Origin of the sequence: Streptomyces sp. ADI95-17, from assembly GCF_003846175.1 — a bacterium.
GTDB classification, from domain to species: Bacteria; Actinomycetota; Actinomycetes; order Streptomycetales; family Streptomycetaceae; genus Streptomyces; species Streptomyces sanglieri.
The window spans coordinates 43,730-56,290 of sequence record NZ_ML123056.1 but is presented as its reverse complement, the minus strand read 5'-3'; the positions used below and the strand labels follow the sequence as shown (position 1 = coordinate 56,290).

The following is a 12,561-nucleotide window of genomic DNA, read 5'->3' as shown; positions in this document are numbered from 1 at the left end:
TCACCGCGCGGAACCCACTGTCCGGAACGGGGCGCCGGGTCCTGAACGGGGCTCCGCCCACGTTCGCGGAGCCTAATGGGCCGCTCAGGTAAAATGCAATCAGCATGGCAATTAACGTCCGTCGGAAGCATCGAGGTCCCGCATGCCCATGGCTTACGTCTACGAGCGGTTCGGCGGACCGGAGGTCGAGCACTTCGCGGATCTCCCTCAACCGGTCGCGGGTCCGGGCCAGTTGCTGATCGCCGTACGCGCGGCGGGGGTCAACCCGGTGGACTGGAAGCGTCGTTCGGGCCGTCGGCCGGCCGGGGCACCCGTGGTGCGGCTGCCCGCGGTGATGGGCGGCGAAGCCGCGGGCGAGGTGGTCGCGCTCGGCCCCGGCACCACCGGCTTCGCCGTGGGGGACGCGGTCCTCGGCGGGCCGCTGACCGGCGGGTACGCGCAGTACACGCTGCTGCCCGCGCGGGCAACGGTGCACAAGCCGCCGGAGGTCGCCTGGACCGACGCCGCCGCGCTGCCGATCGCCGCCGCCACCGGCTACGGCGCGGTGCGCCAACTCGGTCTGCCGGCGGGGTCGACGCTGCTGGTGACCGGGGTCGCGGGAGGGGTCGGGGTGGCGGCCGCCCAGGTGGCGGTGGGCAGCGGGCTGACCGTGGTGGGTTCGGCGGCCCCGGCCAAGAGGGAGTTCGTCGAGGCGCTCGACGTACGGTTCGTCGCCTCCGGGCCGGGGCTTGCCGCACGTGTGCAGGCAGCCGTGCCGCACGGTGTGGACGGTGTCCTCGACCTGGTCGGAGGAGGGGTCCTGGAGGAGGTCGCCGGCCTCCTGCCGGACCGGGACCGGGCGAAGCTGGTGAGCGGCGCCGACCGGGAGGCCGTCGCCGCACTCGGCGGCGCACCGGTGGGACCGGTGCGGGACCCCTCGGTCCTGGGCGCCGTGGTGGAGCTGGTCCGGACCGGCGCCCTGGATCCGAAGGTGACCCGAGTGGTCCCGTTCGAGCAGGCCGCACTGGCGGTCCGGGCGGTGGAGGGCGGGCACAGCCTGGGCAAGACGGTCCTGGAGATGCCGCCCCTGTGAGTGGGGCCCGCACCACGCCTGCGGGCCGCCGAGTAGCGCAAGGACCGGAAAGTGAAGTACAACGTGCACGGTAATTCGGGCACGGACCACCCGAGCAACTGGAGGCATCCCTGAACACCACACCCACAGCGCCCGCCGGGCCGGAAGCGGCCGCGGCGCCGCGCACGTCCGGCACGGGCCGCCCCGGCGGGAGGGCCAAGAAGCACCGGGCCATCACCCAGGGCGCACGCACCGTCTTCGGCCGGGAGGGGTACAGCCGCACCAGCATCGAGGCCATCGCCGCCGAGGCCGGGGTCTCCACGCGCACCATCTACAACCATTTCGACGGCAAGGACCACCTCTTCTCGGACGTGGTCCACGACAGCGCCAGCCAGGTCGCGGACGCCTTCATCGCGACCGTGCAGGAGCAGGTCACCGGCGCCGACCCGCAGGCCGACCTGCTCGCACTGGGCCACGCCTTCGTCGGCCAACGCACCCAGTTCCCCGAGCACTTCGCGATGATGCAGCAGATCATGGCCGAGGTGCAGCACTTCCCCGCCAGCGTGATCGACACCTGGCAGCAGGCCGGCCCCCTGCGGGTACAGCATGAGGTCGCCCGGCGGCTGGAGCAGCTCACGGAGGCCGGGCTGTTGCACATCGAGGACCCGGCGCTGGGCACCTTGCACTTCATCGCCCTGGTGTCCTCCGAGATCTCCGTCCGCCCCTACGGAAGCCCTCCACTGAGCCCGGCCCGGATGCGCGACTGTGTGACCAGGGCCGTCGACACCTTCCTCCACGGGTACGGGACCGCGCGCGGCACGAAGTAGGGCGGAACAGCGGAGCGCCCCCGCAGATCGGTCCCGGCAGATCGGCCCCGGCGGGTCAGGTCAGGGACTTCCCGGACTCGACGACGACCCCGTAGAGGTCGGAGATCGTGGCGAGCGCGCTGCGGTGGATCTGGTCGGCGGTCAGCTCGGTGCCGATCGAACGCAGCGGGCGCGTCGCGCAGGCGTCGGCCACCACCGTGGGCCGGTTCCCGCGCAGGAACGCGCCCTCCGCGGTGAACGTGACGCACATGTGCGTCATGAAGCCCGCGACGATGACGTCCTTGTTGCCGGCGGCGTCGACGTGCTCGGCCAGGTCGGTGTCGACGAAGGCGTTCGGGGCCTTCTTCACGACGACGGGCTCGCCCTCGACCGGCGCCACGCTCGGGTGGATCCGGCCGATCTCCGCCCGGATGTCGTACGGGGTGCCCTCGCCGCCGTCGTTGATGACGTGGATGACCTTCGTACCCGCCTCACGGGCCCGGCCCAGCAGCGCGGCGGCGGAGTCGAGCGCGGCCTGCCAGCCCTCCAGCTCCATCACGCCACCGACATAGGTGTTCTGGTAGTCGACCAGGATCAGGGTCGAATCGGCGAGCGACGCGGGCGTCTCGTCGAAGCCGTTGAGTTCGCGCAGAGTCGTCGTAGCCATGGAATTACCGCCTCGGATCGAGCCAGGATTTGTCGCCCACCCACTTGGTGAGCCGCATCCAGAACGCTACGGTCGGCCGAGACATGTCTGCAATGCCGTCTAACATGCAGATACCGACATCGCAGATACCGACATCGCAGACAGCCACATCGCGGACAGCGACATCACAGATACCGACCGGGCGGAGACCGCATGAGCACCGTCGAACGACTCGTCGTCATCGTCCTCTTCGAGGGCGTCGACCTGCTCGACGTCACCGGCCCCCCGGAGGTCTTCGCCCTCCTGCGACGCGAGACGGACGACGAGACGGGCTACACCGTGCTCCTCGCCGCCGAGACCCTGGACCCCGTCACCACCTCCGCCGACGTGCGCATCCTCCCCGACACCACCTTCGAAGAGGCGGCCACGCGGAGCATCGACACCCTCCTGGTGCCCGGATCGGTGGAAGTGGACGACCGACGCCGCGTACACGCCCTCACCGACCCCACCGTGGTCGACCGGGTGAGGACACTCGCCGCCAGGACGCGGAGGGTCACATCGGTCTGCGTCGGAGCACACATCCTCGCCGCCGCCGGGCTGCTCGACGGCAAGCGCGCCACCACCCACTGGTCGACCGCGCAGCAACTCGCCGCCGATCACCCCGCGGTGGAGGTCGACGCGGACCCGATCTTCATCCGCCAGGGCGACGTGTGGACCGGAGCGGGCATCAGCGCCTGCCTCGATCTCTCGCTCGCCCTCGTGGCCGACGACTTCGGCGAGACCGTCGCACTGCGCGTCGCCCGGCAACTCGTGATGTATTTGAAGCGGCCGAGCGGGCAGAGCCAGTTCAGCGTCCCCCTCGAACCCCTCTCCACGACACGGCGCATCGAGGACCTCCGCCACCACATCATGGGCAACGTCGGCGCACCGCTCACCGTCGCGGACCTCGCCGCGTACGCCCATGTCGGCGAGCGTCAGCTCACCCGGATCTTCAAGGCCGAGCTCGGCACGACCCCGAGTGCGTACGTCGAGTCGGTCCGCGTCGAGAGGGCGCGCAACCAGCTCGAATCCACCGATGCCACGCTCGAACGCATCGCGTCCACCTGCGGGTTCGGTACCACCGACACCCTCATCCGGGCGTTCCGCCGGAAACTCGACACGACACCGACGGAGTACCGGCAGCGGTTCCGGTCCGGCCCCGACGTTCTGTCGCCACGGGACGGCCGACGGCGGAAGGACCGAGAGCCGTCCCACCAGAACGGAAGCCCCCGGGCACGGGCTCCTCTCACTCGGTCGAGTGGCCCACGTCCGGAGGGCTGGTCCTCGGGGTGAACACCTCGGTGACCCGTGTGGCGACCCCCTTCTCCACCACGACGATCGCCGGCACTCCGCCGTTGCCCGCCTCCTTCAGCTCGTCCAGCGTGCAGCGGTCGGTGGCCTCGGGGGTGTGCTCACCGCAGATGCCTCCGGCGCCGTAGACCTCGGTCCGGTCCGAGACGGAGAACCGCTGCCCGGTACCGGACACGTTGATCGCGTACTTGCCCGGCGCCAGGTAGGAGACCGTTCCCGGCCCGAGTGTTCCGCTCGTCCCGGGAGACGGGCTCGCCGCCGGCGTCCCGGCGGGCTCCACCGAGCCACTGTCCTGACATGCCGTCAGGAGCGAGACGCCTGCGACGAGTACGGCCGCGATCAGCGGGGGCCTGGAGGGGCGGGTCGGGCGCATGACCTGGACACCTTTCGGAAGGAGGTTGCGGGACCACCCTGCTACGAGTCCGCCGGTCATGGCCTTGCCGTCACTGTTTCGCGACACACTTGGGCCCGTGCGCGGGCCCGGGGGCCATCAGCCCGCCGGTTCTGCCAGGAGCAGCGCGTTGAGGGTCGCGTAGTCGAATCCGCCCTCCAACTCGGTCGTCGTGCCCTTCTCCAGCAGTTCGTGGGCTGCTCGCCGGACCAGTGCGTACGCCGCCTCGGCGATGGAGGATCCCGCGCTGATACGGGCGATTCCCGCCCCGGCTAGCTCGGACACGGGCGGCGCTCCGGGGCCGGCCAGGACGTTCACCGGCAGGGGCTGGGATTCCACGAGCGGCCTGGCCGCCTCGGCGTCCAATGCGCCGAGGACGAAGATGCCGTCCGCGCCGGCTGCCGCGTAGGCGCGTGCGCGGGCCAGCGTCTCGTCCAGCACCTGCTCCCGAGCCCCGCTAAGGGGTGTCCGTCACCGCGCGCAGTGCGAGCTCCCGGCTCTTGCGTACGTGGAGGAGGGTGATCGCCGCAGCGGCGTCGGCGTCTCCCGCGGCGATGCGTTCGTACATCTCGCCGTGTTGGGCACGCATGGGGGCGGGTTCCGTGTTCAGGCCGAAGAGCAGGCGCAGCTGGCCGTTCAGCCGCTGCATGAGCTGGGCCAGCAGCGGGTTGTCGGCGAGCGCCACGATCCCGTCGTGGAAGGCGGTCCCGGCGCCGTTCTCCCGCGTCCGGTCCCCCGCGGCAGCCGCCGCCTCCGCCTGTTCCAGTACCTCCCGCAGCTCCGCCAGCCCGCCGGGCTCGCCCGGTGCGGCCAGGGCCACGCGGCGGGCGGCGAGGCGTGAGGCCTGGATGGCCAGCGGCTCCCACACGTCGTACAGGTGCTCCACCTCGGCGCGCTCCAGCCGGCGCACCCGCACGCCGCTGTGCGGCAGCAGGTCGAGCAGCCCTTCCTCCACCAGGGCCCGCAGCGCCTCGCGCACCGGCACCCGCGACATCTGGAGGTCCTGGGCGATCTCTCGCTCCACCACCCGGCTGCCCTGGGCGTAGCTGCCGTCGATGATGCGATCCCTGACGGCCCGGCGCGCGACCTCGCTCAGCGGGATGCGCGTCGCCGGGGCGGACGGCTGTTCCCCGTCGCCCTTCCGGCCGGTGCCTGCCGTCACGTGTGCCGTCCTCCTTGCGCCTTCCCGGCCTGTCCCGGCCGCCCGGACCTCGTCCGGGGCCGTCCCGTCACCCTATGCGCGTACGGGGGCGACGGGACGCCACCGGGATCGGTGGGGGCGGAGGGACGGGCGGGCAGGCGGAGAGACGGACGGTCGGAGCCGGGGAGCCGCTCAGCACCCGTCCGGTGTTCAGGCGGGGCGCTCGGCCATGATGACCAGGCCCGGCCCGGTCTGCTCATCCGCGGGGAGCCGGAGTTCGGCGACCGGGCGCAGTCCGGCCTGCTCGATCAGGTCCATGAACTGCTCCGGCCGCCATTTGTGCGTGGTCCAGCGAACGGGCACTCCTCCGTAGGCGTCGGTGCGCACGAAGTCCTCGTCGCCGACGTGCGTCGCGGTGATGAAGTGGCCGCCTGGCTTCAGGGACCGCGCGAACATGGCGAGAACCTGAGGAAGGATGTCGCGGGGGAGGTTGAAGAGGGACCACCACCCGAGCACGCCGCCGAGGGAGGCCTCCGCAAGGTCGAGGTCGGTGGCGGAGGAGACGCTGAAGCGGCATTCCGGATGGAGACGGCGCGCGTTTTCGATCATGCCGGGCGAGAGATCGACCCCGGACACGTCGAGTCCGCGCTCTGCGAGGTAGGCGGTCACCGTGCCGGGCCCGCAGCCGACGTCGAGGACGGGCCCGAGATCGTTCACCGTGTCGGCGAAGGCGTCGATCGATGCCTTGAGCCATGGATGGCGACGGATGTCGCCCATTCCCGTCGTCACCACCATGTGGGCGTAGTTGTCGGCCACCCGGTCATAGGACTCACGGACCGTATCGAGATCTGCTGGACGGTCAATATGGTTTGAAGGCATCGGGCAACAATAGGGCGACGGCTTCGAAGAGCATCGGCTTACGGCCATGGGCACCGGGAGGTCCGGCGGCGCCGCCCCGGTGCCCATGGCCGTTGAGTCGCTCAGCGGCCGTTGAGTCGTAACGGCCCTTGAGTCGTTCAGCGAGAGGCTCTGGGCCGAGAGTCGTCAGACCAGTCGGCCGTCACGGGCGACCACACGTCCGGCGTGCACGACCATGTCGCGTGCGGGCATGTCCACCACGACCTGCGGCAGGCATTCGGCGCGGAGCAGCACGAAGTCGGCCGGCGACCCCGGGGAGAGGTCGGCGCGGGGCAGCCGCATGACGTCGGCGCCGCCGTGCGCGCCGGCTTCGTAACAGGCGGACAGTTCCTTGTCGAGGCGCACGTCCGTGACCCAGCCGAGCAGGTGCGTCCGGTGGAACATGTCCGCGTTGCCGAAGGGGCTCCAGGAGTCGCGCACCCCGTCGGAGCCGAGCCCGACCCGTACGCCGTGCTCGCGCAGCTTCTCGATCGGCAGGACCAGCGACGCGCTCGGCGCCACCGTGGTCAGGGCGATGTCCAGATCGCTCAGGTCCGCGGCGGTCTTCGCCAGTTCGGCGTCGGAGAGGCCGGGCAGGCAGAAGACGTGGCTGACGGTCACCCTGCCCTTCAGGGACAGCGCCCGGGTGCGGTCGATGATGCCTCGCAGCACCGTCAGGCCGGTCTCGCCCCGGTCGTGGAGGTGGATGTCGACGCCGACGCCGTACCGGTCCGCGAGGCCGAAGAGCAGGTCCAGTTGCTCGTCCAGGGCGTGGTCGAAGCTGATCGGGTCGAGCCCGCCGACCATGTCCACGATCCCGCTGCGGGCGACCTCCCGGAGCAGCTCCGCGGTGCCGGGGGTGCGGATGACGCCGTGCTGCGGGAAGGCCACGATCTGTACGTCGAGCGCGTGCCTGAGCCGTTCGCGCGCCTGCCCCAGACCTTCCACACAGTCCAGGCCGTAGGCCGGGGCGATGTCGGCGTGCGCCCGCATCGCCCTCGTACCCCGGGTCACGGCGTGCGCCATGAGCCCGTACGCCCGCTCGGCCACCGGTCGACGCTGGCTGCGGAACAACTCGGCGTCCTGCTGGGCGAGTTCGGCGATGCTGTCGGCCGGCTTGCGCGACACCCAGTCGCCGCCCCACGTCGTCTTGTCGGGGTGGATGTGCGCGTCGACCAGGGCCGGCAGGGCGATGCGCCCGCCGCCGTCGATCACCTTGGCGCCCCTGGGGGCCCGGTCACGGGTGATGCGGCCGTCGACGACCGCGAGGTCCACCGGCTTCGCCGCGCCCATGGGCCGCACATCGCGGAAGACCACCGCGTTGCGGGGCTCACGGCGCGATTCGCCGCGGGAGTCGGCCACGGCCGACGGGACACCCGCGGACATGGCGACACCGGCGCCCGCCAGCGACGCGGCACCCGCGAGGACACCGCGTCGGGACGGCGGGGAGGGAGGGGGCGTCATGGGACTCCTTCGGCTTGGTCCGAGACATCGGGGCCGCGCCCCTTGTCCGTTCCTTGTCCATCCGATGCGGACTGGAATCCAGTTTGTATACCAAGACGAGATACCAGGCAAGAGTCCCGAAGACAGTCGTAGCATTTGCCCGAAATGCTCCCTATCGAATCTCGCGCTTCGCACACATTGGTATACGAAAACCCGAGTGGCGCATCGGGCGTACGCACCTGGTCCAATGAACGAGCCGAATGGCGAGAGGAGTTGGACAATGCACCGGAACCCGCAGGCGGCCGACGGGCTGATCATCTTCCTGAACGGCACATCCAGTTCGGGCAAGTCGAGCATCGCCAGGGAGCTCGTAGCGGTCCTCGGCGAGCCGTGCTTCCACATGCCCGTGGACGCGTTCCATGCCATGCGGTCGACGCCCGAGATGCCGCCGGACCAGCTGAACATCACGCTCAAGCGCACTTGGATGGGGTTCCACCGCGCGGTCGCGGGCATGGCCGCCGCGGGCAACACCGTCGTCGTGGACCACGTCCTGAGCGAGCCCTGGCGTCTCCAGGACTGTCTGGCCCTGTTCCCCCCTCAGAACGTCGTCCTCGTCGCGGTGCGCTGTCCACTGCCGGAGCTGGAGCGGCGGGAGCAGGCGCGCGGTGACCGTCCGGCAGGACTGGCCGCCGGCCAGTTCGACCAGGTCCATTCCCACGGTGTCAACGACATCGAGTGCGACACCAGCAGTGCGAGCCCGGCCGAGTGTGCCCGGGACATCAAGGAGTTCCTCCGCCGACGGACGACACCCACCGCGTTCGAACGCATGCGGCCGAATTCCGGGTCCGGCGCATGAGTGACGTCCGGGACGTGGCCGGTCGCCCCGGATTCCTGGCGCACACCGACCGCAACCCGCACCGCTCCGGGCGGGAACCGGTCGTCACGGACCGATCGGCGGCCTTGCAGCCGTGACCAGGCCGCTCTCGTACGCGACGATCACCAACTGGGCGCGATCGCGGCAGTCGAGCTTGGTGAGCAGATGGCCGACGTGGGTCTTCACGGTGGCGATGCCGAGATACAGCCGTTCGGCGATCTCGGTGTTGGACAGGCCGCGGGCCACAAGGGTGAGGACCTCGCGCTCGCGCCCGGTCACACCGTCCAGCGCGCGCGGCAACGGCTGCGAAGGTTGTGGGCGACGGGCGAACTCCACGATCAGGCGCCGGGTCACGGCCGGTGCCAGCAGGGCGTCGCCGGCGGCGACGACCCGGATCGCCGCGATCAGTTCGGCGGGCGGCGTGTCCTTGAGCAGGAATCCGCCGGCACCGGCCCGCAGCGCGGCGTAGACGTACTCGTCCAGGTCGAACATCGTCAGTATCAGCACCTTGACGTTCGCCGTGTCGGGAGAGCCGCAGATCTGCCGGGTCGCCTCGATGCCGTCCAGCCCGGGCATCCGTACGTCCATCAGGACCACGTCCGGCAGGTCCTGCCGGGCGCCGCGCACCGCCTCCGCGCCGTTCGCCGCCTCCGACGTGGCCACCAGGCCGGGTTCGGCGTCGACGAGCACCCGCAGGCTGCCGCGCAGCAGCGCCTGGTCGTCGGCGATCAGCACCCGGATCGGGGCGGCGGACACATCGGCGGGGCGGGTCATGGGCTCTCCTCGTACGGCAGGGACGCGTGCACCGCGAAGCCGCCCTCCGGACGCGGTCCGGCGGTGAGGGTGCCGCCGTACATGGCGACGCGTTCGCGCATGCCGACGATGCCATGGCCGCCCGTCGTCCTCGCCCGGGGTGCCCGGCCGTCGCCGTCGTCGGTGATGTCGATCCGGACTTCGTGGCCGTTCGCACCGACCACCACCCGGCAATGGGGCTCCGGGCCGGCGTGCTTGGCGACGTTGGTCAGCGCCTCCTGGACTATCCGGTAGACGGCCAGCGCGACTCCGTCGGGCAGGTTCTCGACACCGCGCACCGTCAGCTGCGCACCGGCCTGCCCGACGAGTTCGGGAAGTGCGACAGCTCCGGGGACCGGGCCGAGGGACACCGGCTGCCGCTCGCCCTCGGAAGTGCGCAGCACACCGAGCATCCGGCGCATGTCGTTCAGCGCGGTGCGGCTGGTGCGTTCGATGATCTGCAACGCGTCGTGCGCCTCCTGCGGTCTGACATGCAGGACATGGTTGGCGACACCGGCCTTGACCGCGATCAGGCCCATGCTGTGGGTGACGACGTCGTGCAGTTCGCGGGCGACCCGCAGGCGCTCCTCCGCGACGGCTCGCTGCGCGAGCTGCTGCGCCGCCCGGACGGCGAACGCACGCCGCTGCCGCGCGGCCCGCCCCAGCTGCCAGGAGGCGAGCAGCGCGGTGAGACCGAGCAGCAGCAGCCCCGGGCCGCCGCGCCACCAGTACGCGTCGCCCGCGTGCGTCGCTCCGGCGGCGCCGGCCAGGGCCAGGGCCGCCAACGCCAGTCCGGGCAGCCACCGTTGCCACCAACGGTGCGACGGCAGGGTGAGGGCGACCGTGTACATGGCGTACGCCGCCGACAGGAACGGATCCCATGTGGCGTCCCGTACGACGGCGACGACGGTCACCACCAGCACGAGGACGAACACGGGCAACGGCCAGATCCTCCGTACGGCGACCGGCGCGGTGGCCGCGGCGATGAGCACCGGCAGCTCCCACGGCACCGCGGCCGTGGAGTACGGGGCGGCCGTCGAACCGGTCAGCAGCAGCGCGGCCGCGTACACGAACACGAACGCGCAGTCCAGGGCGATGTGTTGGCGTCGGCTCAGCCGCCGAGCCAGGATCGGATGGTCGTCGTCCGGGTCCACCTCAGTACCTGCTCGCACTTCTCGACCCTAACCAGGCGTACGGCGCTCCGCCTCCGCCTCCAGGCTGTCCCGGCGCGCTCCTCCTGCGGTCGGAGGCACGGCCCCTGTGACGGCCCGTCTCCACCCGTGGGTGGAGGAAAGGCCGTCGACCCCGGGCCTGATGCGGTGGGAACCGCGGGTCGCGGACCATCACCGGCATGATCGAAGTGACCGACCTGACCAAGCGATACGGGAACACCACCGCGGTGGATGGGCTCTGCTTCCGGGTACGACCCGGCCTGGTGACCGGGTTCCTGGGCCCCAACGGCGCCGGAAAATCCACCACGATGCGCATGATGCTGGGCCTGGACCGGCCGACGGCCGGCGAGGTGCGCATAGGCGGCACACCGTACCGGCAGCTGCGCGATCCGCTGCGTACGGTGGGTGCGCTGCTCGACACCGAGGCCGTGCACCCCGGCCGGACCGCGCTGAACCATCTGCGGTGCCTGGCCCGGAGCAACCGGATCCCGGCACGCCGTGTCCATGAGGTGATCGAGCTGGCCGGGCTGGAGGACGCCGCGCACCGGCGGGCGGGGACGTTCTCGCTGGGCATGGGCCAACGGCTGGGAATCGCCGCGGCGTTGCTCGGCGAACCAGCCGTCGTGGTGCTCGACGAGCCGGTCAACGGGCTCGACCCGGAGGGTGTCCTGTGGATCCGGCGCCTCCTGCGGGACCTGGCGGCCGAGGGACGCACCGTCCTGATGTCCAGTCATCTGATGAGCGAGGCGGCGCTCACCGTCGACCACCTCGTCGTGATCGGTCGCGGCCGGCTCCTCGCGGACACGGGCATGACCGCGTTCATCGACGAGCACACGGAGGCGGGGGTGCGGGTGCGCACGCCGGAACCGGAGCGGCTGCGCGATGTGCTGGCCGGCGCGGGGATCGAGGTCGTCGCCGACTGCGCCGACGGGAGCCTGCGCGCAGCCACCAGCGCGGAGCGGGTCGGCGAACTCGTCGCGGCACACGCGGTGCCGGTGCACGAGGTGACCCGTACCCACGCGTCTCTGGAAGAGGCGTTCATGCGGCTGACCGCCGACGCGGTCGAGTACCGGTCGCAGCGGCCGGAAGCCGATCTGCCCGGTACGAAGCACCCTGGAACGGAACAGCCCGGAGGAACACACCGATGAACAGCAACTCGCCCCGGGCGGTTCTCGCCGCCGAATGGACCAAGGTGTGGACCGTGCGCTCGACCGGTTACACCCTGCTGCTGGCCTTCGTGCTCAGCACCGGCATCGGCACCCTCATCGCGTTCGACTGGCGCTCCGACATCGAGCACGTCGTCCACTTCGATCCGCTGGTCGCCGCCCTGTACAGCATGACTCTCGGGCAGCTCGCCCTCGTCGTGCTGGGCGCGCTGCTCGTAGGTTCCGAGTACTCGTCCGGATCGATCCGGACCTCGCTGACCGCGGTACCGCGTCGTGGTCTGCTCTACGGCGGCAAGGTGCTGGCCGGCACCCTGACAGCCTTCGCCGGATCGACGGTGATCGTCGTCGTCACGTTCCTCGCGGCACAGGCGGCGCTCGGCCCGTACCGCACCGGGCTCGGCGCGGACGGAGTCCCGTCCGCGCTCGCCGGGGCCGTCGTCTACCTGACCCTGATCTGCGCCTTCTCCATGGGAATCGCGACCTTCGTACGCAGTTCGGCGGTCGCGATGGGCATCCTGCTGCCGCTGCTGTTCCTCGGCTCCCAGGGACTCGGAAACATCCCCGCCCTGAAGCCCGTCCTGCGGTATCTGCCCGACCAGGCCGGTCTGGAGCTGATGCACATCGCCGGGCCGTCCAGCGACGGACGCTACGGCCCCGGCTATGGATCCGGCGCGGCCCTCGCCATTCTGCTGGCCTGGACGGCAGCCGCGCTGATCAGCGGCTACCTGGTCCTGCGCGGTCGGGACGCCTGACGGCCGTCCGGTCCCGGTTCCCCGTGCGTCAGTGGTTCATCAGCCGGACGTCAGCAGAACGGCAGGAAGGGGGCCAAAGC

General features: G+C 71.1%; 14 protein-coding genes and 1 pseudogene. 7 read left to right on the top strand and 8 right to left on the bottom strand.

Annotated elements, in window-relative coordinates:
- Positions 1 to 142: 142 nt before the first annotated feature.
- The 3 genes and pseudogenes from EES42_RS42745 (at position 143) to EES42_RS47045 (ending at position 1,878) form a co-directional block, all read left to right on the top strand.
- The gene (locus tag EES42_RS42745; RefSeq protein WP_124723604.1) at positions 143 to 1,072 is read left to right on the top strand and encodes an NADP-dependent oxidoreductase; all 930 of its coding nucleotides are present in this window, start codon (positions 143 to 145) and stop codon (positions 1,070 to 1,072) included.
- A gap of 98 nt (positions 1,073 to 1,170) precedes the next feature.
- Positions 1,171 to 1,410: pseudogene (locus EES42_RS47775) on the top strand (helix-turn-helix domain-containing protein); the annotation flags it as partial.
- Between the two features lie 12 nt (positions 1,411 to 1,422).
- Positions 1,423 to 1,878 (top strand): TetR/AcrR family transcriptional regulator C-terminal domain-containing protein, encoded by a 456-nt coding sequence (locus EES42_RS47045; protein ID WP_241196964.1) that lies wholly within the window; start codon positions 1,423 to 1,425, stop codon positions 1,876 to 1,878.
- A 55-nt stretch (positions 1,879 to 1,933) separates the two neighbouring features.
- Here EES42_RS47045 and EES42_RS42735 read toward each other — a convergent pair whose 3' ends face one another.
- Positions 1,934 to 2,524, bottom strand: a complete 591-nt coding sequence (locus EES42_RS42735) for a cysteine hydrolase family protein (RefSeq protein ID WP_124723602.1) — start codon at positions 2,522 to 2,524, stop codon at positions 1,934 to 1,936.
- A gap of 192 nt (positions 2,525 to 2,716) precedes the next feature.
- Here EES42_RS42735 and EES42_RS42730 point away from each other — a divergent pair, with 192 nt between their 5' ends.
- Positions 2,717 to 3,835 carry a GlxA family transcriptional regulator gene (locus EES42_RS42730; protein WP_124723601.1) on the top strand — a complete coding sequence of 373 codons (1,119 nt, stop codon included), beginning with the start codon at positions 2,717 to 2,719 and terminating at the stop codon, positions 3,833 to 3,835.
- Here the strand turns inward: EES42_RS42730 and EES42_RS42725 are convergent.
- From EES42_RS42725 to EES42_RS42705, 5 genes are all read right to left on the bottom strand, one after another.
- Positions 3,789 to 4,226, bottom strand: coding sequence for a hypothetical protein (locus EES42_RS42725; protein ID WP_124723600.1), 438 nt, complete (start codon positions 4,224 to 4,226; stop codon positions 3,789 to 3,791). The two genes, EES42_RS42730 and EES42_RS42725, sit on opposite strands and share 47 nt — an antisense overlap.
- A 117-nt stretch (positions 4,227 to 4,343) precedes the next feature.
- Positions 4,344 to 4,685, bottom strand: a complete 342-nt coding sequence (locus tag EES42_RS42720; protein ID WP_124723599.1) for an isocitrate lyase/phosphoenolpyruvate mutase family protein — start codon at positions 4,683 to 4,685, stop codon at positions 4,344 to 4,346.
- 16 nt (positions 4,686 to 4,701) lie between these two features.
- The gene (locus EES42_RS42715; RefSeq protein WP_241196973.1) at positions 4,702 to 5,346 is read right to left on the bottom strand and encodes a GntR family transcriptional regulator; all 645 of its coding nucleotides are present in this window, start codon (positions 5,344 to 5,346) and stop codon (positions 4,702 to 4,704) included.
- 249 nt (positions 5,347 to 5,595) lie between these two features.
- Positions 5,596 to 6,264: a class I SAM-dependent methyltransferase gene (locus tag EES42_RS42710; RefSeq protein ID WP_124723651.1), complete on the bottom strand. Its 669-nt coding sequence runs from the start codon at positions 6,262 to 6,264 to the stop codon at positions 5,596 to 5,598.
- Positions 6,265 to 6,429: 165 nt separating this feature from the next.
- Entirely contained in the window at positions 6,430 to 7,746 is a 1,317-nt protein-coding gene (locus EES42_RS42705; protein ID WP_124723597.1) for an amidohydrolase, read from the bottom strand.
- Between the two features lie 259 nt (positions 7,747 to 8,005).
- On the opposite strand from EES42_RS42705, the gene EES42_RS42700 reads away from it, so the two are divergent.
- Complete coding sequence (locus EES42_RS42700) at positions 8,006 to 8,581, top strand: chloramphenicol phosphotransferase CPT family protein (RefSeq protein ID WP_124723596.1); 576 nt, start codon at positions 8,006 to 8,008, stop codon at positions 8,579 to 8,581.
- 84 nt (positions 8,582 to 8,665) lie between these two features.
- Here EES42_RS42700 and EES42_RS42695 read toward each other — a convergent pair whose 3' ends face one another.
- Both EES42_RS42695 and EES42_RS42690 read right to left on the bottom strand, forming a co-directional pair.
- Positions 8,666 to 9,373: a response regulator gene (locus tag EES42_RS42695; protein WP_124723595.1), complete on the bottom strand. Its 708-nt coding sequence runs from the start codon at positions 9,371 to 9,373 to the stop codon at positions 8,666 to 8,668.
- Positions 9,370 to 10,563: a sensor histidine kinase gene (locus EES42_RS42690; RefSeq protein WP_241196963.1), complete on the bottom strand. Its 1,194-nt coding sequence runs from the start codon at positions 10,561 to 10,563 to the stop codon at positions 9,370 to 9,372. The genes EES42_RS42695 and EES42_RS42690 overlap by 4 nt, the downstream gene beginning before the upstream one ends.
- Before the next feature lie 179 nt (positions 10,564 to 10,742).
- Between EES42_RS42690 and EES42_RS42685 the strand changes: the two genes are divergently transcribed.
- Together EES42_RS42685 and EES42_RS42680 are read left to right on the top strand one after the other, a co-directional pair.
- Positions 10,743 to 11,711: an ABC transporter ATP-binding protein gene (locus tag EES42_RS42685; RefSeq protein WP_124723594.1), complete on the top strand. Its 969-nt coding sequence runs from the start codon at positions 10,743 to 10,745 to the stop codon at positions 11,709 to 11,711.
- On the top strand, positions 11,708 to 12,481 hold the full coding sequence (locus EES42_RS42680; protein ID WP_124723593.1) for an ABC transporter permease subunit: 774 nt from the start codon (positions 11,708 to 11,710) through the stop codon (positions 12,479 to 12,481). The genes EES42_RS42685 and EES42_RS42680 overlap by 4 nt, the downstream gene beginning before the upstream one ends.
- Positions 12,482 to 12,561 lie beyond the last annotated feature (80 nt).